14 protein-coding genes are annotated in these 21,591 nt (G+C 53.3%); 8 read left to right on the forward strand and 6 right to left on the reverse strand.

Annotated elements, in window-relative coordinates; genetic code table 11:
• The 4 genes from hofC to ABD035_RS01820 all read right to left on the reverse strand — a co-directional run bounded on the left by hofC (position 1) and on the right by ABD035_RS01820 (position 4,101).
• Entirely contained in the window at positions 1 to 1,197 is a 1,197-nt protein-coding gene (hofC, locus tag ABD035_RS01805) for a protein transport protein HofC (protein WP_343867191.1), read from the reverse strand.
• Complete coding sequence (locus ABD035_RS01810) at positions 1,190 to 2,578, reverse strand: ATPase, T2SS/T4P/T4SS family (RefSeq protein WP_343867193.1); 1,389 nt, start codon at positions 2,576 to 2,578, stop codon at positions 1,190 to 1,192. The genes hofC and ABD035_RS01810 overlap by 8 nt, the downstream gene beginning before the upstream one ends.
• Complete coding sequence (gene ppdD, locus ABD035_RS01815) at positions 2,575 to 3,021, reverse strand: prepilin peptidase-dependent pilin (RefSeq protein ID WP_343867195.1); 447 nt, start codon at positions 3,019 to 3,021, stop codon at positions 2,575 to 2,577. The genes ABD035_RS01810 and ppdD overlap by 4 nt, the downstream gene beginning before the upstream one ends.
• A 168-nt stretch (positions 3,022 to 3,189) precedes the next feature.
• A complete protein-coding gene (locus tag ABD035_RS01820) occupies positions 3,190 to 4,101 on the reverse strand; it encodes a nicotinate-nucleotide diphosphorylase (protein ID WP_343867197.1) in 912 nt (303 codons plus the stop codon).
• 203 nt (positions 4,102 to 4,304) lie between these two features.
• Here ABD035_RS01820 and ampD point away from each other — a divergent pair, with 203 nt between their 5' ends.
• Together ampD and ampE are read left to right on the forward strand one after the other, a co-directional pair.
• The gene (ampD, locus tag ABD035_RS01825) at positions 4,305 to 4,874 is read left to right on the forward strand and encodes a 1,6-anhydro-N-acetylmuramyl-L-alanine amidase AmpD (RefSeq protein WP_343867199.1); all 570 of its coding nucleotides are present in this window, start codon (positions 4,305 to 4,307) and stop codon (positions 4,872 to 4,874) included.
• 17 nt (positions 4,875 to 4,891) lie between these two features.
• Entirely contained in the window at positions 4,892 to 5,746 is an 855-nt protein-coding gene (gene ampE / locus ABD035_RS01830) for a beta-lactamase regulator AmpE (RefSeq protein ID WP_343867201.1), read from the forward strand.
• 77 nt (positions 5,747 to 5,823) lie between these two features.
• Here the strand turns inward: ampE and aroP are convergent, their stop codons facing one another.
• A complete protein-coding gene (aroP, locus tag ABD035_RS01835) occupies positions 5,824 to 7,179 on the reverse strand; it encodes an aromatic amino acid transporter AroP (RefSeq protein ID WP_343867203.1) in 1,356 nt (451 codons plus the stop codon).
• Positions 7,180 to 7,645: 466 nt separating this feature from the next.
• On the opposite strand from aroP, the gene pdhR reads away from it, so the two are divergent.
• The 4 genes from pdhR (at position 7,646) to lpdA (ending at position 14,769) form a co-directional block, all read left to right on the forward strand.
• A complete protein-coding gene (gene pdhR, locus ABD035_RS01840) occupies positions 7,646 to 8,410 on the forward strand; it encodes a pyruvate dehydrogenase complex transcriptional repressor PdhR (RefSeq protein ID WP_212713033.1) in 765 nt (254 codons plus the stop codon).
• A 113-nt stretch (positions 8,411 to 8,523) separates the two neighbouring features.
• Complete coding sequence (aceE, locus tag ABD035_RS01845) at positions 8,524 to 11,187, forward strand: pyruvate dehydrogenase (acetyl-transferring), homodimeric type (RefSeq protein ID WP_343867205.1); 2,664 nt, start codon at positions 8,524 to 8,526, stop codon at positions 11,185 to 11,187.
• 13 nt (positions 11,188 to 11,200) lie between these two features.
• Complete coding sequence (gene aceF, locus ABD035_RS01850; protein ID WP_343867207.1) at positions 11,201 to 13,084, forward strand: pyruvate dehydrogenase complex dihydrolipoyllysine-residue acetyltransferase; 1,884 nt, start codon at positions 11,201 to 11,203, stop codon at positions 13,082 to 13,084.
• A 260-nt stretch (positions 13,085 to 13,344) separates the two neighbouring features.
• On the forward strand, positions 13,345 to 14,769 hold the full coding sequence (lpdA, locus tag ABD035_RS01855; protein WP_212713214.1) for a dihydrolipoyl dehydrogenase: 1,425 nt from the start codon (positions 13,345 to 13,347) through the stop codon (positions 14,767 to 14,769).
• A gap of 66 nt (positions 14,770 to 14,835) precedes the next feature.
• Here the strand turns inward: lpdA and mgtA are convergent, their stop codons facing one another.
• The gene (mgtA, locus tag ABD035_RS01860) at positions 14,836 to 17,532 is read right to left on the reverse strand and encodes a magnesium-translocating P-type ATPase (protein WP_343867209.1); all 2,697 of its coding nucleotides are present in this window, start codon (positions 17,530 to 17,532) and stop codon (positions 14,836 to 14,838) included.
• Between the two features lie 763 nt (positions 17,533 to 18,295).
• Between mgtA and acnB the strand changes: the two genes are divergently transcribed.
• Both acnB and ABD035_RS01870 read left to right on the forward strand, forming a co-directional pair.
• Entirely contained in the window at positions 18,296 to 20,893 is a 2,598-nt protein-coding gene (gene acnB, locus ABD035_RS01865) for a bifunctional aconitate hydratase 2/2-methylisocitrate dehydratase (RefSeq protein ID WP_343867211.1), read from the forward strand.
• 185 nt (positions 20,894 to 21,078) lie between these two features.
• Positions 21,079 to 21,441, forward strand: a complete 363-nt coding sequence (locus ABD035_RS01870) for a YacL family protein (RefSeq protein WP_025901260.1) — start codon at positions 21,079 to 21,081, stop codon at positions 21,439 to 21,441.
• The last annotated feature ends 150 nt before the right edge of the window (positions 21,442 to 21,591 follow it).

A 21,591-nucleotide genomic window follows, 5' to 3' on the forward strand; every position in this document is an offset into this window, starting at 1 on the left:
TTAAAATATCGCCTCACCCAGATTAAACATTGGCAGATACATACCGATGACAATGCTGCCGGTAATCAGCCCCGTGATCAGTAACATCGCAGGCTCAATGCTGTTACTCAGAAGATCGGTTTGTTGGCTGGCTTCAGTTTCAAACCACCGGGCCAGCCGCATAAAAACCACATCCAGGGTACCCGTTTGTTCCCCTGAGCGGGCCAGCAGGTAACATATCGGCGGGAAACCGGGCTGGTCATTCAGACCGGCCGAGAGAGGAAACCCCTGTTCAATATGATGACGCAGTGTGGTCAGTGCCTGTTGCCAGAAAGGTGTGGCAAACACATTCTCTGCTATCTGCAATCCTTCACTCAGGGGTAATCCGGAACGCTGGGTCAGTGCCAGAATATCGAAAAGTTGCGCCAGTATGGTAAATTGCCACAACCTGCCCGCTAACGGCAGACGTAATAAAAAACGCTGGCCTGCCAGTACCCGGGCCGGTTTTTTTTTGCATCTCATAACCCCGAAACACCCCGCCATCACCATCATCAGCACCAGCGGCAGGGAATGTAACAAAGACTGCGAAAAACCGATCAGACACCGCGTAAAAGCGGGCAGAGGGGTGTTAGCCGAACGATAGATAGCGGCAAACTCCGGTAAAATCCACAGTAACATCCCGAGGCTTATCACCGCGGCCAGCAGAAGAACAAACAGCGGATATCTCAGTGCCTTAATAAGCTGCTGCTTCAGCTGTCGTTGTTTTTGCTGCTGTGCCGCCAGATTTTTACAACAATATTCCAGCTGGCCGGTCTGTTCGCCGGTTCGTATCATCGCTATGCAGAGGGGTGGAAAAATGCCAGGCCAGTGACTGAGTGCCGACGAAAAGCTGATCCCTGACAGGATTTGCTGCTGTAATTGTTCCAGTAACGATCGCCATGCCTTCGCCGGATGCCCGCCTGCCAACAGAAGCAAGCCTTCTGACAGCGGCAGTCCTGCCTGAAGTAACATGCCTGTCTGGCTGAAGAAGACAATCCGCTCCTGACGCAGCCAGTAGCGCGATGAATAACACTTTTTTCGGGTGATTTTCAGCGGGAGTAAGCCCTGACGAAACATCATCTCCTGTAACTGACGGGGGTTATCTGCCAGCATGTCGCCCTGGCAATGAAGTCCGTCAGGATCGATAGCCTGCCAGTGAAACAGACAGTAATTACTCATCGCTTCCCCCGGTAACACGCAGTACCTCGGCCCAGGAGGTCTCAGCGCGGCTGACAGCATTCAGTCCGGATACGAATAGCGGCTGCATGCCCTGCCGGGAGGCAATCACTTTTAATTCCTGAGAGGAAACATTGGCAGCGATGGCCTGGTGCAAATCCCCCGTCACGGCCAGTATTTCAAAAATAGCGAAGCGACCATAATAGCCGCCAAAGCAATGGTCACATCCCCCTGCCAGCCAGTGAGGAATGGCGGGACGCTGCAGGCCGGGCGGACAGGGCAGTTTGTCGTCTGCCAGGCGACGACAATGCCGGCAAAGCCTGCGAACCAGCCGCTGGGCGATGACTAAACGCAGGGATGCTGCCAGCAGATACCCGGCAATCCCCATCTGGCGCAAACGGGTCACGGCTTCCGGGGTCGAATTCGTGTGCAGTGTGGAGAACACCAGATGACCGGTCTGAGCTGCTTTCACGGCAATGTCTGCCGTTTCGTTATCCCTGATTTCTCCGATCATAATGACATCCGGGTCCTGGCGAAGCAGTGCCCGCAGAATACGGGCAAAGTCCAGCCCGGCCCGGGTATTGATTTGTGTCTGATTAATGCCGGGCAGAGTCATTTCTATCGGGTCTTCCACCGTGGAGAGGTTTTTATCCGGAGTATTTAAGGTATTCAGCAGGCTATACAGGGTAAAGGTTTTACCACTGCCTGTCGGCCCGGTGACCAGGATCATGCCCTGCGGTTGCTGTAATACGGCCAGTAACTGAGCCAGTGCCTCTGGATCCAGCCCCAGCTCTGCCGGTGTCAGGGCGGTGGACAGCGTCTGCAGACGCCTGAGCACGACTTTCTCTCCGAATTGTGTTGGCAGGGTCGACAGGCGGAAGCTCTGCCGCTCACCGCCACTTTCACCGCTAAGCTGACCATCCTGAGGCAGGCGGTTTTCAGCAATATCCACCCCGGCCAGAATTTTAAATCGGGCAATCAGTGAGTTCGCCGGGCAGGGCAGGGCGAGCGGGCAGGGGGTTAGAATACCGTCGATTCTCAGACGGGCCCGTATCCCTTGCGGCGTCGGTTCAATATGAATATCAGAAGCCCGCAAACGGACCGCCAGATCAAGCAGTTGTCCGGCAAGCTCCGGTATATTACCGCTCTCAGGGGGGCCGGCGGCGGGAGGGGATGGCGCAGAGTCTGGCTGCTGACGGAAAGCTTCAATACGGGCTAACGGCCAGAATTCGAAACTGACTTGTCGCTGGCTGGTAAAGCGCAAGGATTCGATCATCTCTTCTGCTGGCAGCGCCGTGACTGCCAGCCTGAGCTGCGTGGCGTCCAGTGACAGGATGCAGGCGGGGATCAGCCGGCATAAATTATCCAGCGAGGGTGGGATCATAGCTCCTCCTGCTCATCAGCAAACCTGAATTGTGATCGGCAATTGTTGAGCAACAGCCGGTTGTCACTCAGGCATCGCCTGGTCCAGGAAAACTCACCCTCCTGTGCATTCCAGTGGGGGAGCAGTTCGACCGTTAAACCTTTCAACGTCTCGCTGCCGGTGAGTGTCATTTTACCGTCGCTGACCTGCAGGCGTGCGGTGTAACGGGACCCTTTTACTGCGGGGATACCGAAAGTTTCTGCATTGCACCCCTGGCTGGTTCCTTTCTCCATACTGCACAATTCAATCGCGGTTTTATACGGCAGCATGAGTTGCAACATATCGGTAATAGCGGCTTTTTGCAGGTAGTTCTGGTACGCCGGTAACCCGATAGCACTGAGGATGGCGATAATAGCGATGACGATCATCAGCTCAATCAGGGTAAAACCTTGCTGTTTTTTCATAGTCACTCTCCTTGCGATAAGCAAAGAAGAGTAAGACATTATGCTGGCGGGATGAGGGGCTGCTTACCGGCACTCAGGAAGCGGCATCCGGCATTTTATTCGTTTTTTCATCGCAGGCAGGCAAAGATGCGGGCCACTATCCGTCATACAGAAACCGGCCCGGAAAGGTTATGCGCTGACAGGTAAAAACTGCAGAGAGATATCCAGAGGCTGTGGCCGGCTCAGGAGTGCACTGGCAGCAAGGTAATCTGCACCGGTCTGTGAAAGCGCCGGCAGATGCTGACAGGCATTTTGTCCGCCGATGACCAGCATCGGTAACACCTGTTGTCTGTGACGTTCAGCGACCGCCGCATTGATTTCCGGTAGCGTGAAATTATGCAGCAGGATAAGGTCCGCCCCGGCGACCAGGGCCTGTGAGAATTGCGTCAGGGAGGTCACTGTGACTTCCACCGGGCGGTCGGGATCAATCCAGCGGGCATTTTCTATCGCCGAAACCACGGAGCCACAGGCGATAATATGGTTTTCGTTAATGGGGATCAGGTCGCTCAGGTCCAGCCGCTGTGTCGTGTGATCACCGCAGAGCCGCGCATATTTGACTGCGTTACTGACCCCGGGCTGAGTATTCAGGGAATCAATCACGCGGAATGACGTCTCCGCGAGCTGACTCAGACTGTGGCTAAAGCGGGTTGAAATTCCGGATAATGTCTGTAAAAAATGCAGAAGCGTCGTTTCTGCACTGAGCAATACGCTGGCGGGGCCGCTCAGGGTGGCCAGGATTTGCCCCTGATGGATAGCCCCGGCATCGCTGGTATGCCACTGCAACGTTATGTCAGGGCTCATCTGCTGAAGCACCGTCTCTGCCCAGGCTTTACCGCAGAAGATACCGTCCTGATGACTGATGAGCTGAGCCTGACTGCGCTGCGTTTCGCTGACCAGGCGTGTCACCAGCGGATGGTCCGGGTGCTGCCGGCCGGCCGGCGCATTTTGTAATGCCTGCTTAACGAGCGCCGGTATGTCGTTGCTGACGCGTTCGAGTAGCTGTCGTTTGCAGTGTTCTGAGGCAGTATGGCTTACGGGCATGGGGCTGTTTGCTCCTTTAGTCACAGGAGTAAATACTGTAGCCTGAAGTGTCATGACTCTCCAGCCGAATAGCGTAACCAGTTGAGTCATCAGGCCTGCCGGGGGAACCCGTCAGCCTGAGAGTCACTGGTACCTGACCCGGAGAAGCAATATCATGATAACTCTTATGTTATTCTCGACCTTATGCAGGGAAACATGACCATATGAAACTTGAATCTGGCTGGCTGACAACGGCAAGAAAAGTCCCTTCAGCGCATTTTAACGAGCGCCCTGAGGAGGTGTCACCCTGGCTACTGGTGATCCATAATATCAGCCTGCCGCCGGGAAAATTTGGCGGACCCTGGATAGACCAGCTCTTTACCGGCACCCTTAATCCCGACGATGACCCCTATTTTGAAGGGATAGCGGCGCTGAAAGTCGCTGCACATTGCCTTATCCGACGCGATGGTGAAATTGTGCAATACGTGGCTTTTGATAAGCGGGCCTGGCATGCAGGACAGTCCTCGTATCACGGGCAGGACAATTGTAATGATTTTTCTATCGGTATTGAGCTGGAGGGCACGGATACCCTGGCGTATACCGGGCAGCAATACGCTTCTCTGTGTCAGATAACGCGTCTTCTGATGCAACATTATCCGATAAACACTGACGATATTACCGGGCACAGTGATATAGCCCCCGGACGTAAGACGGACCCCGGCGAGGCATTTGACTGGCAGTATTACCGGCAACAACTGCAGGCGATAACCGGCGAGCAGGCCGGACTGAAATGAAATAAGGGCTGGAAAGAATGACGTTATTTACATTGTTACTGGTGTTAGGCTGGGAGCGGTTATTTAAATTCGGTGAACACTGGCAACTGGAGCACCGGTTACGGCCGGTTTTCCGTGGCCAGACACACTTCTCGATGATTCGTACGACCGGTATGGCGATTCTGGCGATGCTGATCACGCTGGTACTGGTGTTAAGCCTGCGGGGGTTATTCTTCGGTGTGCCATCGTTACTGTTGTGGGTCGTGGTCGGGGTACTCTGTATCGGCGCCGGGGTCACGCGTCTGCACTATCATGCCTACCTGAAATCGGCCAGCGTCGATGATCAGGCGGCCCATCAGGCGATGGCTGAAGAGTTGAGTCAGATCCATGGGTTGCCGGACACCGCAAATGAGCGGGTGTATCTGCGTGAATTACAGAATGCCCTGCTGTGGATTAACTACCGCTTCTACCTTGCGCCGCTGTTCTGGTTCGTGGTCGGGGGACCGTGGGGGCCGGTAACTCTGGTCGGATATGCCTTCTTACGTGCCTGGCAAGGCTGGCTGGCGGCTCACCAGACGGCGGCTGAACGTGAGCAGTCCGGCGTGGAGAAATTACTCTTTGTGCTGGATTGGATCCCTGTACGCCTTGCCGGTGTGGCTTATGCGCTGTTAGGGCATGGCGAAAAAGCCTTACCCGCCTGGTGGAAATTTCTCAGAGATGTACGACATACCCCGTATCAGGTCCTGACCCGTCTGGCACAGTTTTCTCTGGAACGGGACCCCTGTACGGATAAAGTAGAAAAACCCCGTATGGCGGTAGCGCTGGCGAAACGCATCACCCTGGTGCTGGTGGTGGTGGTAGCGCTACTGACCATTACCGGCACACTGCTCTGACCGGACACTGAGGATAAACAACAAGGGCGCAGTCAGATCTCTCTGAGCTGCGCCCTTTTTTATGGCTGCATGAATGATCAGGCCGGACGTTTTTTGGTCCTGGATAGATACCCGATAGCCAGAATAACCAGCCAGACGGGGATCAGCCACACAGACATCGCCATTCCCGGGGTCATGACCATAATGACCAGAATCGCCGCCATAAACAGCAGGCAAATCCAGTTACCCAGCGGGTAAAGAAGCGCTTTAAAGCGTGTATTGACACCCTGTCGCTCTTTCGCTTTACGGAATTTGAGATGCGCCAGGCTTATCATCGCCCAGTTAATGACCAGTGCAGAAACCACCAGCGACATCAGTAAGCCAAAGGCTTTTGCCGGCATCAGGTAGTTGATCAGTACACCGATAGCAGTTGCCACAGCGGACAGACCCAGAGCGACATAAGGCACCCCACGGCGGTCGACCTTCAGTAGCGCGCGCGGACCGTTGCCCTGTTTCGCCAGCCCGTACAGCATACGGCTGTTACTGTAGACGCAACTGTTATAGACAGAGAGGGCCGCCGTCAGTATCACAATATTCAGCGCATTCGCGACCAGACTGTCACCCAGTTCATGGAAGATAAGCACAAACGGGCTGCCACCTTCGACCACTTTAGTCCATGGGTAGAGTGATAGCAGAATAGTCAGTGAACCGATGTAAAAGATCAGAATACGGTACAACACCTGGTTAGTGGCTTTAGGAATGCTGCGCTCCGGATTATCGGCTTCTGCTGCAGTGATCCCTACCAGTTCAAGCCCGCCGAAGGAGAACATAATGACCGCCATCGACATCACAAGCCCGGAGATACCGTGAGGGAAAAAGCCCCCGATGGCCCAGATATTCGATAAAGAGGCTTCAGGCGCGCCATGGCCGCTGAATAACATCCAGCCACCAAACAGGATCATACCGATGACGGCAACGACTTTTATGATAGAGAACCAGAACTCCATCTCACCGTAGACCTTCACGTTGCTCAGGTTGATGGCATTGATCAGCACAAAGAAGACGGCCGCAGACACCCATGTCGGAATTTCCGGCCACCAGTACTGAATATAGACGCCGACCGCGGTAAGCTCGGCCATGGCCACCAGTACATAGAGCACCCAATAGTTCCAGCCGGAAGCGAACCCTGCAAAACTTCCCCAGTATTTATAGGCGAAATGACTGAATGACCCGGCGACCGGCTCTTCTACCACCATTTCACCCAGCTGGCGCATGATCAGAAAGGCGATAAACCCACCGATAGCATAGCCCAGCAGAACAGAAGGACCGGCCATTTTGATGGTCTGAGCGATCCCGAGAAACAGGCCCGTACCAATGGCACCCCCCAGAGCAATTAGCTGAATATGACGATTTTTCAATCCCCGCTTCAGCGTGTCCTCTTGCTGCTTTTCCATAAAAAACCTCTTAATCATCTACAGAACTGCGTTCCACGGGTGACGGAATGCAGTGATTTATAGTGCTTTCGTTATTATTTTACCTGTCCGTAACAGCACAATACTGCCGTCTGTCCGCGGATCAGAATAGTGATAAGTCATACGCTTTGCACCTTGCTTTTGTTGTTTCGTGCTTAAAAAAACCTATCTGCGTAAATGGGCACGGTTCCATCCGGGGGTGGCGGGAAAAACAGGGGAGTTAACCTCCGCGACGACAGGCGGAAGAACAGCAGGAAATCCGGACTAAAAAGGCTGATGACGTTGATGGTAAAGCAAAAAACGCATATTTACGGAATTTGATCCTGATGCAAAGCCGGCACGGGTATATGGACAGCGGGTAAATAGTTTGTTACTTTTAGCGCCCGTATTTTGCTAATTGGTAATACCAATTATCCGGCACAATGACAGGAATAAATTAACCACTGTGATGGCGTACAGCAAAATCCGACAACCTAAGCTGTCAGATGTGATTGAGCAGCAACTGGAGTCGCTGATTATGGAAGGCTCATTGTGTCCGGGAGAGCAACTCCCCCCGGAACGCGAGCTTGCCCGTCAATTTGATGTTTCGCGTCCCTCCGTACGTGAGGCAATACAGCGCCTGGAAGCCCGGGGGTTATTGTCGCGCCGTCAGGGCGGCGGAACCTTTGTGCAGACGGCTCTCTGGCAAAGCCTGAGCGACCCGCTGGTCGGTATCCTGGCGAATTCCCCTGAATCCCGTTTTGATTTACTGGAAACCCGGCATGCGCTGGAGGGGATAGCGGCTTACTATGCAGCCCTGCGGGGGACGGAAGAAGATTTAGCACGTATCCGTGCACATCATCTTCGTATTCAGCAGGCACAGGATAGCGGTAACCTGGATGCCGAAGCCGACGCCGTCATTAAATATCAAATAACCGTCACCGAAGCCGCCCATAATATGGTGCTATTGCACCTTGTGCGTGCCATGGGGCCGTTGCTGGAACAAAATGTCCGGCAGAATTTTGAAACACTCTACCTACGACGCGATATGCTAGCGAAAGTGAGTGGACACCGCGCCAGAATTTTTGAGGCGATTATTGCACGTGAGCCGGAAAAAGCCCGTGAAGAATCACACTCGCACCTGGCGTTTCTTGAGGAAATATTGCTGGAAAGAAGCCGGGAAGAAAGCCGGCGGGAACGTTCGTTAAGACGTCTTCAGCAACGCAAGGGTTAGGCACATCAAGGTATGTGCAATTATGAAGTGCTTATCTGCGTTGTACCCAAACCGAGTTGTACAGATAAGCTACTCAAAATTCAACGTATTAGACACAGATAAGGAATAGCCCCATGTCAGAACGTTTACCTAATGACGTGGATCCGATTGAAACCCGCGACTGGTTACAGGCGCTCGAATCGGTCATCCGTGAAGAAGGTGTTGAACGCGCTCAGTACTTAATCGATCAGGTACTTGATGCGGCTCGCAAAGGTGGTGTCAGTGTGGCTGCCGGCGCATCTGCGCAGGACTACATCAATACTATTTCCGTCGAAGATGAACCGGAATACCCGGGGAACCAGGCACTGGAGCGGCGTATTCGTTCAGCTATTCGCTGGAATGCGATTATGACGGTACTGAGAGCGTCTAAAAAAGATCTGGAGCTGGGCGGCCATATGGCGTCTTTCCAGTCTTCTGCCACCGTTTACGAAGTGTGTTTTAACCACTTCTTCCGCGCCCGTACTGCGCAGGATGGCGGCGACCTGGTCTATTTCCAGGGGCATATCTCACCAGGTATCTATGCCCGAGCTTTCCTGGAAGGGCGTTTAACCGAAGATCAGTTAAACAATTTCCGTCAGGAAGTTCATGGTAAGGGGCTCTCTTCTTATCCGCACCCTAAACTGATGCCTGATTTCTGGCAGTTCCCAACGGTTTCTATGGGGCTGGGGCCGTTATCGGCAATCTATCAGGCAAAATTCCTGAAGTATCTGGAACACCGTGGTCTGAAAAAGACCTCGGCGCAAACCGTGTATGCCTTCCTGGGCGACGGTGAAATGGATGAACCGGAATCCAAAGGGGCGATCACTATCGCAACCCGTGAAAAACTGGATAACCTGGTATTCATTATTAACTGTAACCTGCAACGTCTGGATGGACCGGTCACAGGTAACGGTAAAATCATTAATGAACTGGACGGTATCTTTACCGGTGCCGGCTGGGAAGTGATCAAAGTCATCTGGGGCGATCGCTGGGATGAACTGCTGCGTAAAGACACCAGCGGTAAGCTGATTCAGCTGATGAATGAAACCGTTGACGGTGACTATCAGACCTTTAAGTCAAAAGACGGTGGCTATGTACGTGAGCACTTCTTCGGAAAATATCCGGAGACGGCGGCGCTGGTCAAAGATATGTCCGACGATGAGATCTGGGCACTGAACCGTGGTGGTCATGATCCGAAGAAAGTTTATGCGGCCCTGAAAAAAGCGCAGGACACCAAAGGCAAACCGGTACTGATCCTGGCGCATACCGTCAAAGGCTATGGTATGGGTGAAACCGCGGAAGGTAAAAACATCGCCCACCAGGTGAAGAAAATGAACATGGATGGCGTGCGCTATATCCGTGACCGTTTCAATGTGCCTGTCAGTGATGAGCAGCTGGAAACCCTGCCGTATGTCACCTTCGACAAAGGGTCGGAAGAGTATCAGTATCTGCATGGTCAGCGTGAGAAACTGGGAGGTTATCTGCCAAGCCGTCAGGAGACGTTCACTGACAAACTGGAGATCCCGGCACTCGACGAATTTAAATCGTTGCTGGATGAGCAGAGCAAAGAAATTTCCACCACCATTGCCTTTGTGCGTGCGCTGAATGTGATGCTGAAAAATGCATCGATTAAAGATCGTCTGGTGCCGATCCTCGCCGATGAAGCGCGTACCTTTGGTATGGAAGGTCTGTTCCGTCAGATTGGTATCTACAGCCCGAACGGTCAGCAGTACACACCGCAGGACCGCGAGCAGGTGGCTTACTACAAAGAAGACGAGAAAGGCCAGATCCTGCAGGAAGGGATCAACGAACTGGGGGCCGGGGCATCCTGGTTAGCCGCGGCGACATCGTACAGTACTAACAACCTGCCGATGATCCCGTTCTATATCTATTACTCCATGTTTGGTTTCCAGCGTATCGGTGATCTCTGCTGGGCCGCCGGTGATCAGCAAGCCCGTGGCTTCCTGGTAGGCGGAACGTCCGGACGTACCACGCTTAACGGTGAAGGTCTGCAGCATGAAGATGGCCATAGCCATATTCAGTCACTGACTATTCCTAACTGTATCTCTTATGACCCGGCCTACGCGTATGAAGTCGCGGTAATTATGCATGACGGCCTGGAGCGGATGTACGGCGACGCTCAGGAAAATGTGTATTACTACATTACGACCCTGAACGAAAACTACCATATGCCGGCGATGCCGGAAGGTGCGGAAGAAGGTATCCGTAAAGGGATCTACAAACTGGATACCCTGCAAGGCAGCAAAGGTAAAGTCCAGTTACTGGGCTCCGGTTCTATCCTGCGCCATGTCCGTGAAGCCGCAGAGATCCTGTCCAAAGAGTACGGTGTTGGCTCCGATGTTTACAGTGTGACATCCTTTACCGAGCTGGCCCGTGATGGTCAGGACTGTGAGCGCTGGAACATGCTGCATCCTACCGAAGAGCCTCGCGTGCCTTATATTGCTCAGGTCATGAGTGAGGCCCCGGCCGTCGCGTCGACCGATTATATGAAACTGTTTGCTGAGCAGGTTCGTAACTATATCCCTGCCAGTGATTATCGTGTGCTGGGTACGGATGGCTTTGGTCGCTCTGACAGCCGTGAAAATCTGCGTCATCATTTTGAAGTCGATGCTTCGTATGTGGTGGTTGCTGCTCTGGGTGAACTGGCTAAACGCGGTGAGATTGATAAAAACGTGGTCGCTGAGGCGATACGTAAATTTGATATCCATGCTGATAAAGTCAATCCGCGTCTGGCGTAAGAGGTAATTATTGATGGCAATTGAAATCAACGTTCCGGATATCGGCACCGATGAAGTCGAAGTGACGGAAATCCTGGTCAAAGTGGGTGATAAGGTTGACGCCGAGCAGTCACTGATCACGGTTGAAGGGGACAAGGCATCGATGGAGGTGCCTTCACCTCAGGCCGGTGTTATCAAAGAAATTAAAATCGCCACCGGCGATAAAGTGGCTACCGGCTCGCTGATTATGATCTTCGAGGCGGCGGAAACCGAAGCCCCGGCCGCGAAAGCGGCGGACACTGCGCAGCCGCAAGCCGCAGCTGCCCCGGCAACCGGCACCCGTGAAGTCAATGTTCCGGATATCGGCGGTGATGAAGTGGAAGTCACCGAAATTCTGGTGAAAGCCGGAGACACGGTTGAGGCTGAGCAGTCTCTGCTGACTGTCGAAGGTGATAAGGCTTCCATGGAAGTGCCTGCACCTTTTGCCGGTAAAGTGAAAGAGATCAAAGTGACGACCGGCGATAAAGTCAGCACCGGGTCGCTTATCATGGTCTTTGAAACGTCGGAAGGCGACGCAGCGCCGGCAGCAGAAAATGCTGCCCCTGCTGCAGCTCCGGCAGCCCCGGCCAGTGAAGAGAAGACTCTGCAGGTGCCGGATATCGGCGGTGATGAAGTCGAAGTGACCGAAATCCTGGTGAAGGTCGGTGATAAGGTTGAAAACGAACAATCACTGATCACCGTTGAAGGTGATAAAGCCTCCATGGAAGTTCCGGCACCGTGTGCCGGTACGGTTAAATCCATCAGCATTTCCGTCGGCGATAAAGTCAGCACCGGCACACCGATGATGGTGTTTGAAATTGCCGGCAGTGCGCCGGCAGCTACCCCGGCGTCAGCGCCTCAGGCAGCCCCGGCCCCTGCCGCAGAAAAAGCTCCTGCACCGGCGCAGAATACGGCTAAGCCTGCGGCGACCCCGGCGAAGAGTGACTTTGCCGAAAATGAGGCGTATGTCCATGCCACCCCGGTGATCCGTCGTCTGGCCCGTGAGTTCGGGGTTAACCTGGCGAAAGTTAAAGGGACCGGCCGTAAAAACCGTATTCTGCGAGAAGATGTGCAGGCGTACGTGAAAGAGGCCGTGAAGCGTGCAGAGAACCCTGCCTCCGGTGCGACAGCGCTTCCGGGGATGCTGCCATGGCCGAAGGTAGACTTCAGCAAGTTTGGTGACATCGAAGAAGTCGAACTGGGACGTATTCAGAAACTGTCCGGCGCTAACCTGAGCCGTAACTGGATGATGATCCCGCACGTCACGCATTTCGATGAAGCAGATATCACTGAACTGGAAGCGTTCCGTAAGCAACAGAATGTGGATGCTGAAAAGCAGAAACTGGACGTAAAAATCACGCCGGTCGTGTTTATCATGAAAGCCGTGGCGAAAGCGCTGGAAGCCTTCCCGCGTTTCAATAGTTCGATTTCTGAAGATGCGCAACGTTTAACGCTGAAAAAATATATTAATATCGGGGTCGCGGTCGATACCCCTAACGGGCTGGTGGTTCCGGTATTCCGTGACGTGAACAAAAAAGGCATTATTGAGTTATCCCGCGAGCTGATGGATATCTCGAAAAAAGCCCGTAACGGAAAACTCACCTCCGGGGATATGCAGGGCGGATGCTTCACCATCTCCAGCCTTGGCGGACTGGGAACCACGTCGTTCACACCGATTGTGAATGCGCCGGAAGTGGCTATCCTGGGCGTTTCAAAATCGGCGATGAAACCGGTCTGGAACGGTAAGGAATTTGCACCGCGCCTGATGTTGCCGTTGTCGTTATCGTTTGACCATCGGGTGATCGATGGTGCCGATGGTGCGCGGTTTATCACTTATATTAATCAGGTACTGTCAGACATTCGTCGTCTGATTATGTAAGACAGGTGAGGCCGGTGATAACCGGCCTCATTCCTGTACCGAACGTATCAAGGTGTTTGCATTGGGCATGATGCATCCTGCCGGAAGAGAGTTTACGGCGTTAACGACCGTCACCGCAGGTGACATTGCCGGACACAAAGCCGTTTGCAGTTCGTTAACAATTATGTAAACTCTTGCGCTAAATACGTCGGGTGGTTTGCGGACGTTATCCATGATAACAACTGACGTCGGACTGCCGGACAGTCAAATAAGAGGTCATGATGAGTACAGAGATTAAAACCCAGGTCGTGGTACTTGGTGCAGGTCCTGCAGGCTACTCCGCCGCTTTTCGTTGTGCTGACTTAGGACTGGAAACGGTTCTGGTTGAACGCTACAGCACCCTCGGCGGTGTTTGTCTGAACGTAGGTTGTATCCCTTCCAAGGCGTTACTGCACGTCGCTAAAGTTATCGAAGAAGCTAAAGCCCTTGAAGCTCACGGTATCGTGTTCGGTCAGCCGAAAACAGATATCGACAAAGTCCGTACCTGGAAAGAGAAAGTCATCACTCAGCTGACCGGCGGACTTGCCGGAATGGCAAAAGGCCGTAACGTTAAAGTCGTGAACGGTTTCGGTAAATTTACCGGAGCGAATACGCTGCAGGTTGAAGGCGAAAACGGGACAACAACCATCAGTTTCGATAATGCTATTATTGCAGCAGGTTCCCGTCCGGTACAGTTACCGTTTATCCCGCATGAAGATCCCCGTGTCTGGGACTCTACCGATGCGCTGGCGTTGAAAGAAGTGCCTGAGCGTCTGCTGATCATGGGCGGAGGGATTATCGGTCTGGAAATGGGAACCGTGTATCATGCACTGGGCTCAAAGATTGATGTGGTCGAGATGTTTGATCAGGTGATTCCGGCGGCGGATAAAGATGTGGTCAAAGCCTTCACCCGTCGGATCAGTAAGCAGTTTACGCTGATGCTGGAAACCAAAGTGACCGCGGTTGAAGCCAAAGAAGATGGTATTTATGTCTCGATGGAAGGCAAAAATGCCCCTGCGGAAGCCCAGCGTTATGATGCCGTTCTGGTCGCCATCGGTCGTCTGCCTAACGGTAAGAGCCTGGATGCCGGTAAGGCCGGGGTTGAAGTGGATGATCGTGGCTTCATTCAGGTAGATAAGCAGCTGCGCACCAATGTGCCGCATATCTTCGCTATCGGGGATATCGTGGGTCAGCCAATGCTGGCACACAAGGGTGTCCATGAAGGGCATGTGGCGGCTGAAGTGATCTCCGGGAAGAAACACTATTTCGATCCTAAGGTGATCCCGTCTATCGCGTATACCGAACCGGAAGTTGCCTGGGTTGGTCTGACCGAAAAAGAAGCCAAAGAAAAAGGCATCAGTTACGAAGTCTCTACCTTCCCATGGGCGGCTTCAGGCAGGGCCATTGCGTCTGACTGTGCAGACGGGATGACCAAGCTGATTTTCGATAAAGAATCACACCGTATTATCGGTGGTGCAATTGTCGGCACCAATGGCGGTGAATTGCTGGGCGAAATCGGCCTGGCGATTGAGATGGGATGTGATGCGGAAGATATTGCGCTGACCATTCATGCTCACCCGACCTTACATGAGTCTGTCGGCCTGGCCGCTGAGATTTATGAAGGCAGTATCACCGACTTACCTAACCCTAAAGCGAAGAAAAAGTAACAGGGAAAGGCAGTAAAAAACGGCTCCTCAGGAGCCGTTTTTTTATGGAGTCATACCGTTACCGGGTTAAAACCACTGACCAAAACGGCGGCAGTAAAACTGTTTCACCGACTGACTCAGCAGGCAGTACCCGATCAGGATCAGCAATAACCAGGGGAAATAGCTGAGGGGTAAAGGCTGTAACCTGAAGGTGGCTGCCAGCGGTGAATACGGCAGGGCGATCCCGGCCACCACCACGGCCAGTGTACTTAACAGTACCGGCCAGCGGGCACAGCTCTGCAGGAACGGGATTTTGCGGGTCCGCAGCATATGCACGACCAGGGTCTGTGACAGCAGACCTTCCACAAACCAGCCGGACTGGAACAACGATTGTGCGGCTTCACTGTGTGCAGAAAAGACGTACCACATGACTGCAAAGGTAGCCACATCAAATACCGATGAAATGGGGCCCATCACCAGCATAAAACGCCCGATATTTCCGGCATCCCATTTCCGGGGTTGGGCGACAAACTCTTCATCCATGCTATCCCAGGGTAACAGCATCTGAGACACGTCATAGATCAGGTTCTGCAGCAGCAACTGAATGGCCAGCATGGGCATAAACGGAATAAAGGCGCTGGCAATCAGGACCGAGAAGACGTTGCCGAAATTAGAACTGGCCGTGATATTCAGATACTTAATGATATTCCCAAAGGTCTGGCGACCGATACGGACGCCGTGTTCCAGCACCTGCAGGTCTTTTTCCAGCAAAATAATATCCGCTGCATTCTGTGCAATCTGAGTCGCATTATCCACGGAGATCCCGACATCGGCGGCATGCAGGGCCGCGGCATCATTGATACCATCACCGAGAAAGCCGACGGTATGACCGGACTGTTGCAGCAGTGTCACTATCCGTGTTTTATCCGACGGAGTCAGCCGCGCAAAAATAGTGTGGCTGGCCAGTTGCTGTTTCAGTGACTCATCGTCCAGGGCCGCGATATCCGGTCCCTGTAACGGGACACCGGCAGACAGACGCAGGTCACGGCAAATTTTTGCGGTCACTTCGGCATTATCGCCGGTCAGAACTTTGACCTGAACCCCGCGGGCTTTCAGTGAAGCCAAAGCGCTTTCCGCTCCCTGTTTCACCGGGTCAAGGAAACACAGGATCCCGCACAGTGTCAGATCACATTCATCGTCGTGCCGTAAACGCCGCAGGGAATTTTCTGCAGACAGGGTTTTACTGCCCATCAGAAGCACGCGATAACCCTGGCGGTTTTTCTCTGCCACATATTCCCGGTAATGCTGCAGATGCTCAGAGGTAAGGCTGACCTCTTCTTTACCGGAAAGGACGCGTGTGCAGCGGGCAAGCATCTCTTCGCTGGCCCCTTTGCAGATGAGCTGCTGTCTGCCATGGTCGTCGTAAACCGACACAGAAAGACAACGGCGGGTAAAGTCGAACGGTAATTCATCGGCTTTACGAATATGCAGCAACCGGCGTGCTATCCCCTGCTGAGTGGCATAGTCATTGATGGCACGATCCATCGGATTATTGATGCCCTGCTGCAGGTAACTGTTCAGCCATGCCATTTCAGCCACGCGGATATCGTCGAAGCCATCCGCGGTGAGCGCACCGGCAAGGATAATATTGTCATCGGTCAGGGTGCCGGTTTTATCGGTGCAAAGAATATCCATAGCCCCCAGGTTCTGAATGGCATTGATACGTTTCACCACGACTTTTCTGGACGCCAGAGCCATGGCACCCTTGGCCAGATTCGTACTGACGATCATCGGCAGCATTTCGGGGGTCAGGCCAACGGCTACGGCCAGGGAAAAGAACAGCGCCTCTGTCCATTCACCTTTGGTCAGCCCGTTAATCAGAAAGACAACCGGCACCATCAACAGCATAAAGCGGATCAGCAACCAACTGACACTGTTGACCCCTTTATCAAAGGCCGTTTTCGGGGCCGCACCGGAAATCTTCCCGGCCAGTGATCCGTACCAGGTGTCTTCACCCGTGGCGACGACGACGGCGGTGGCGGAACCGCTGAGAACACTGGTACTCATCAGGGCTATCGCTGGCTGATGCAGGAGTGCCTGTTCGCTGATCTCAGCCTGTGACGCTTCGGCATGAACCCGGGCGTGTTTTTCAACCGGGAGCGTTTCACCGGTCAGGACGGACTGATTCAGTTGCAGTGAACTGCTTTCCAGCAAACGCAGATCAGCCGGAACGATGTCCCCGGCGCTAAGCATGACGATGTCGCCGGGCACGATTTCGTGGCGGGGCACAGACAGTACGACAGCGTGATGCTGCTCATCCTGCCGGCGGACATTCACCGTCACTTCTACCAGAGAATTCAGTGCATCTGCCGCTTTGTTGGTCCGGAATTCCTGTACGAAACGGAGCAGGGTACTGAACAGGATCATGCAACTCATAATAATGACGCTGGTCAGATCCGGTTTTTCACCGGCACGAACAGGGATCCAGTAATCCGTGACAAAGCTGACGATAGCCAGCGCCAGCAGCACATAAATAAAAGGATTGTTGAAGGCCTGCAGCCATTGAATAAGGGCCGGCGGTGCTTTTTTTACCGCAATTTCGTTTGGACCAAACTGTGCCTGACGGTCAGCCACCTGTTCAGCGGTTAATCCCTGACTGCCGGCATCGAGTGACGCCAGTGTGGCTTCTGTGCTGGTCGTAATATGGTGGCTGATCAGCCATTCCGGGGTCTGCGGCTGCGGTTTTTCCTGCAGCAGCGGGCGGGTATTTATAATCTGTGTCATCTCAATAGTATCCGCTTTGTGGCTGCCGGCGCGGGGTTACCGGGCGCAGGACAGCAAAAAAAGTGAGATACGTTGCAGCATTGAGGGTCAGGCAGGCGTCCCCCTGCAACGTATATAACGTTGCCTGGTCGGGTCATCGTCCATCTGTGGCTCCTTCATTCAAGAATCCAGGGAAAATCTCTGTGCAAACCGGCACAGTGACGGCTGATACGATTAAAGGGGTAAACCCGGAGGAAAGAGTGCGTGGGTGAACATTTCTGATACCTCGTCTGCGATAAAATAAAGACAGGCGTGGCTCTTCGCGCGCTGTCTGCCAAAGGGGCAGACAAGCAATCTATCTGCCCTTGTACGTTCGGTAACTGTTCAAGGGATAATCCTGTATAAAAAAGGCAGATAAAATATAAGGTTTTTAGCGGATAAGGTAAACCCGCAACTTAAACCACAGTTCAACCGGCGATTTTTATATTGCCTGGAAGGGGCCTGAACCGGCGGCCAGCGTCGGGAAAGGGGTGATTTTTTTTCTTTATGTTTCAGTATGAAGAGTGATAGTTTAATTAATGTATTAGATTTCAGTCGATTAGCATTATGTACGGGCAGTCCTGTTGATTTACAAGAATGTTGACTTTTTGTAAACAGATTAACAACGGATCAGGATACTGATATGCTGCCCAAGCGGACCCGCGCTTTTAATCTCTGCGATAATACTTTTTACATGCAGAGCCATAGTGCCGGAAGCCAATACAATGTGAGTGAGGAGAACGTCGTGCTAGATGAATACCGTAAGCACGTTGCCGAACGTGCTGCTATGGGCATTGTCCCTAAGCCATTAGATGCGCCCCAGACCGCAGCACTGGTTGAACTGCTGAAAACTCCGCCGCAAGGTGAAGAAGAATTTCTGATAGATCTGCTGATAAATCGTGTTCCCCCTGGTGTTGATGAAGCCGCCTATGTAAAAGCCGGGTTCCTCGCGGCTATCGTTAAGGGGGAAGCCACTTCCCCGCTGGTTACGCCTGAAAAAGCGGTAGAGCTGCTGGGCACCATGCAGGGTGGATATAATATCCATCCGTTAATCGATGCGCTGGATGATGACACACTGGCGGCCGGTGCGGCAAAAGCCCTGTCCCATACCCTGCTGATGTTCGATAATTTTTACGATGTTGAAGAAAAAGCCAAAGCAGGCAATCCCTTTGCACAGCAGGTACTGAAGTCGTGGGCGGATGCCGAATGGTTCCTGTCACGTCCTGAGCTGGCGGAGAAGATCACGCTGACCGTGTTTAAAGTGACCGGTGAAACCAATACCGATGATCTTTCTCCGGCGCCGGATGCCTGGTCTCGTCCTGATATTCCGTTGCATGCGCTGGCGATGCTGAAAATTGCCCGTGACGGCATTACCCCGGACGATGCCGGAAATGTCGGCCCGATTAAACAAATTGAAGCATTACAGGCTAAAGGCTTTCCGCTGGTCTATACCGGGGATGTGGTCGGTACCGGTTCTTCCCGTAAATCAGCCACCAACTCTGTCCTGTGGTTTATGGGGGAAGATATCCCTTATGTGCCGAATAAGAAGGGCGGCGGTGTGGTTCTGGGCGGAAAAATTGCGCCGATTTTCTTTAATACCATGGAAGATGCCGGTGCCTTACCGATAGAAGTGGATGTCAGTAACCTGAATATGGGGGATGTCATCGATATTTATCCTTATAAGGGAGAAGTCCGCCGCCATGAGGATAATGAACTACTGGAAACCTTTGCGCTGAAAACCGATGTCCTGCTGGATGAGGTTCGCGCCGGCGGACGTATCCCGCTGATCATTGGCCGTGGTCTGACGGCCCGCGCCCGTGAGGCACTTGCTTTGCCGCACAGCGATGTCTTCCGTAAAGCGAAAGATGTGGTGAAAAGTGAGCGTGGTTTCTCGCTGGCCCAGAAAATGGTTGGCCGGGCCTGTGGCGTCGCCGGTATTCGCCCTGGTGAATACTGTGAGCCAAAAATGACCTCTGTCGGTTCTCAGGACACGACCGGGCCGATGACCCGTGATGAACTGAAGGATCTTGCCTGCCTCGGCTTCTCTGCGGATTTAGTGATGCAGTCATTTTGTCATACGGCGGCCTATCCTAAACCGGTGGACGTACAGATGCAGCACACGCTCCCGGACTTCATTATGAACCGTGGCGGGGTCTCTCTGCGCCCGGGCGACGGTATCATCCACAGCTGGCTGAACCGTATGCTGTTACCGGATACGGTCGGTACCGGCGGGGACTCTCATACCCGCTTCCCTATCGGTATTTCCTTCCCGGCCGGGTCCGGACTGGTCGCATTTGCCGCGGCCACCGGCGTGATGCCGCTGGATATGCCGGAATCTGTGCTGGTGCGGTTCAGCGGTAAGATGCAGCCCGGGATCACCCTGCGTGATCTGGTACATGCCATCCCGTTGTATGCGATCAAACAGGGGCTGCTGACGGTCGAGAAGAAAGGTAAAAAGAATATCTTCTCCGGCCGTATTCTGGAGATCGAAGGCTTACCGGATCTGAAAGCGGAACAGGCTTTCGAACTTTCGGATGCTTCAGCGGAGCGTTCTGCGGCAGGTTGTACGATCAAACTGGATAAAGCGCCGATCATTGAATATCTCAATTCCAATATTGTGCTGCTGAAATGGATGATTGCGGAAGGCTATGGCGATCGTCGTACCCTCGAACGCCGTATTCAGGGCATGGAAAAATGGCTGGCGGATCCGCAGTTACTCGAAGCGGACGCGGATGCAGAATATGCGGCGGTGATCGATATCCCATTGCATGAGATCACTCAGCCTATCCTGTGTGCGCCGAATGATCCGGATGATGCCCGCTGGTTATCAGATGTGCAGGGCGAGGAAATTGATGAGGTCTTTATCGGATCCTGTATGACCAATATCGGCCACTTCCGTGCCGCCGGTAAATTACTGGATAGCCATAAAGGACAGTTGCCTACCCGATTGTGGGTAGCGCCGCCAACCAAAATGGATGCCGCTCAGCTGACGGAAGAAGGCTATTACAGTGTCTTTGGTAAGAGTGGTGCCAGGGTTGAAATTCCGGGATGTTCGCTCTGTATGGGGAACCAGGCCCGTGTGGCCGACGGCGTGACGGTAGTATCGACGTCGACCCGTAACTTCCCGAACCGCTTAGGCAATGGTGCGAACGTTTATCTGGCTTCTGCTGAGCTCGCCGCTGTGGCCGCTCTGACAGGCAAACTGCCCACGCCGGAGGAATATCAGCATTTCATGGCAGAGGTGGATAAAACCGCCAGCGATACCTACCGTTACCTGAATTTTGACCACCTGCCCGAATATACTGACAAAGCGAAAGACGTTATTTTTCAGACCAGCGTCTGATTACTGTTAATATAGTCTCAGGCAAAAAAGCACAGCGCAGGCTGTGCTTTTTTTATCCCTGTTCCGTGGCCGTGCTGGCATGGACTACGGAACAGGAGGTCTGTGTCATAGTCTGCCTGCGGCAGCGATAGGTGTTAACAGCAGTGATCTGATGACCTGCTCATCAGAATCGTCAGGAGTCAGTTATGGAATACCAGTTTGTTCATGATGTTACCGGCAATGTGATTGTGCGCATGTCGATGGACCATGAGGCGGTCGGTCACTGGTTTAATGATGAAGTCCGGGGAGACCTGGCTTTACTCGACGAGGTCCGTGAAGGTGCCCGTTCGGTGAAAGGGACCACCCGTCAATGGAGCCGCACAGGAAAAGAATACACGTTGTGGATTGATGATGAAGAAGTGATGATCAGTGCCAATATGCTGTCTTTCGATACCGATGAACCGGAAGAAGGGATGAGCTATTACGACCAGGAATCACTGGCCTTTTGTGGCGTTGAAGACTTCTTCCTGCTGGTGGATGCCTACCAGAAGTTTATTGAGCGCCGTTAACCGGTCTCAGGCCCGGGGCCGCGACCCGGCAGGGCGTTATCACACGGGCGTTCAGGTATCAGGACTGTTACAGGCAGGGCGTTACCACACGGGCGTCCGGGGCACAGAACCTGTTACAGGCAGGGCGTTGCCGTACGGTCATCCGGGTCA

This window comes from Tatumella terrea, assembly GCF_039523755.1.
Taxonomy (GTDB): Bacteria; Pseudomonadota; Gammaproteobacteria; order Enterobacterales; family Enterobacteriaceae; genus Tatumella; species Tatumella terrea.

Excerpts from the sequence above, each read along its gene's own strand:
- hofC (WP_343867191.1), bottom strand. The coding sequence starts at position 1,197 with ATGAGTAATTACTGTCTGTTTCACTGGCAGGCTATCGATCCTGACGGA.
- ABD035_RS01810 (WP_343867193.1), bottom strand. The coding sequence starts at position 2,578 with ATGATCCCACCCTCGCTGGATAATTTATGCCGGCTGATCCCCGCCTGC.
- ppdD (WP_343867195.1), bottom strand. The coding sequence starts at position 3,021 with ATGAAAAAACAGCAAGGTTTTACCCTGATTGAGCTGATGATCGTCATC.
- ABD035_RS01820 (WP_343867197.1), bottom strand. The coding sequence starts at position 4,101 with ATGCCCGTAAGCCATACTGCCTCAGAACACTGCAAACGACAGCTACTC.
- ampD (WP_343867199.1), top strand. The coding sequence starts at position 4,305 with ATGAAACTTGAATCTGGCTGGCTGACAACGGCAAGAAAAGTCCCTTCA.
- ampE (WP_343867201.1), top strand. The coding sequence starts at position 4,892 with ATGACGTTATTTACATTGTTACTGGTGTTAGGCTGGGAGCGGTTATTT.
- aroP (WP_343867203.1), bottom strand. The coding sequence starts at position 7,179 with ATGGAAAAGCAGCAAGAGGACACGCTGAAGCGGGGATTGAAAAATCGT.
- pdhR (WP_212713033.1), top strand. The coding sequence starts at position 7,646 with ATGGCGTACAGCAAAATCCGACAACCTAAGCTGTCAGATGTGATTGAG.
- aceE (WP_343867205.1), top strand. The coding sequence starts at position 8,524 with ATGTCAGAACGTTTACCTAATGACGTGGATCCGATTGAAACCCGCGAC.
- aceF (WP_343867207.1), top strand. The coding sequence starts at position 11,201 with ATGGCAATTGAAATCAACGTTCCGGATATCGGCACCGATGAAGTCGAA.
- lpdA (WP_212713214.1), top strand. The coding sequence starts at position 13,345 with ATGAGTACAGAGATTAAAACCCAGGTCGTGGTACTTGGTGCAGGTCCT.
- mgtA (WP_343867209.1), bottom strand. The coding sequence starts at position 17,532 with ATGACACAGATTATAAATACCCGCCCGCTGCTGCAGGAAAAACCGCAG.
- ABD035_RS01870 (WP_025901260.1), top strand. The coding sequence starts at position 21,079 with ATGGAATACCAGTTTGTTCATGATGTTACCGGCAATGTGATTGTGCGC.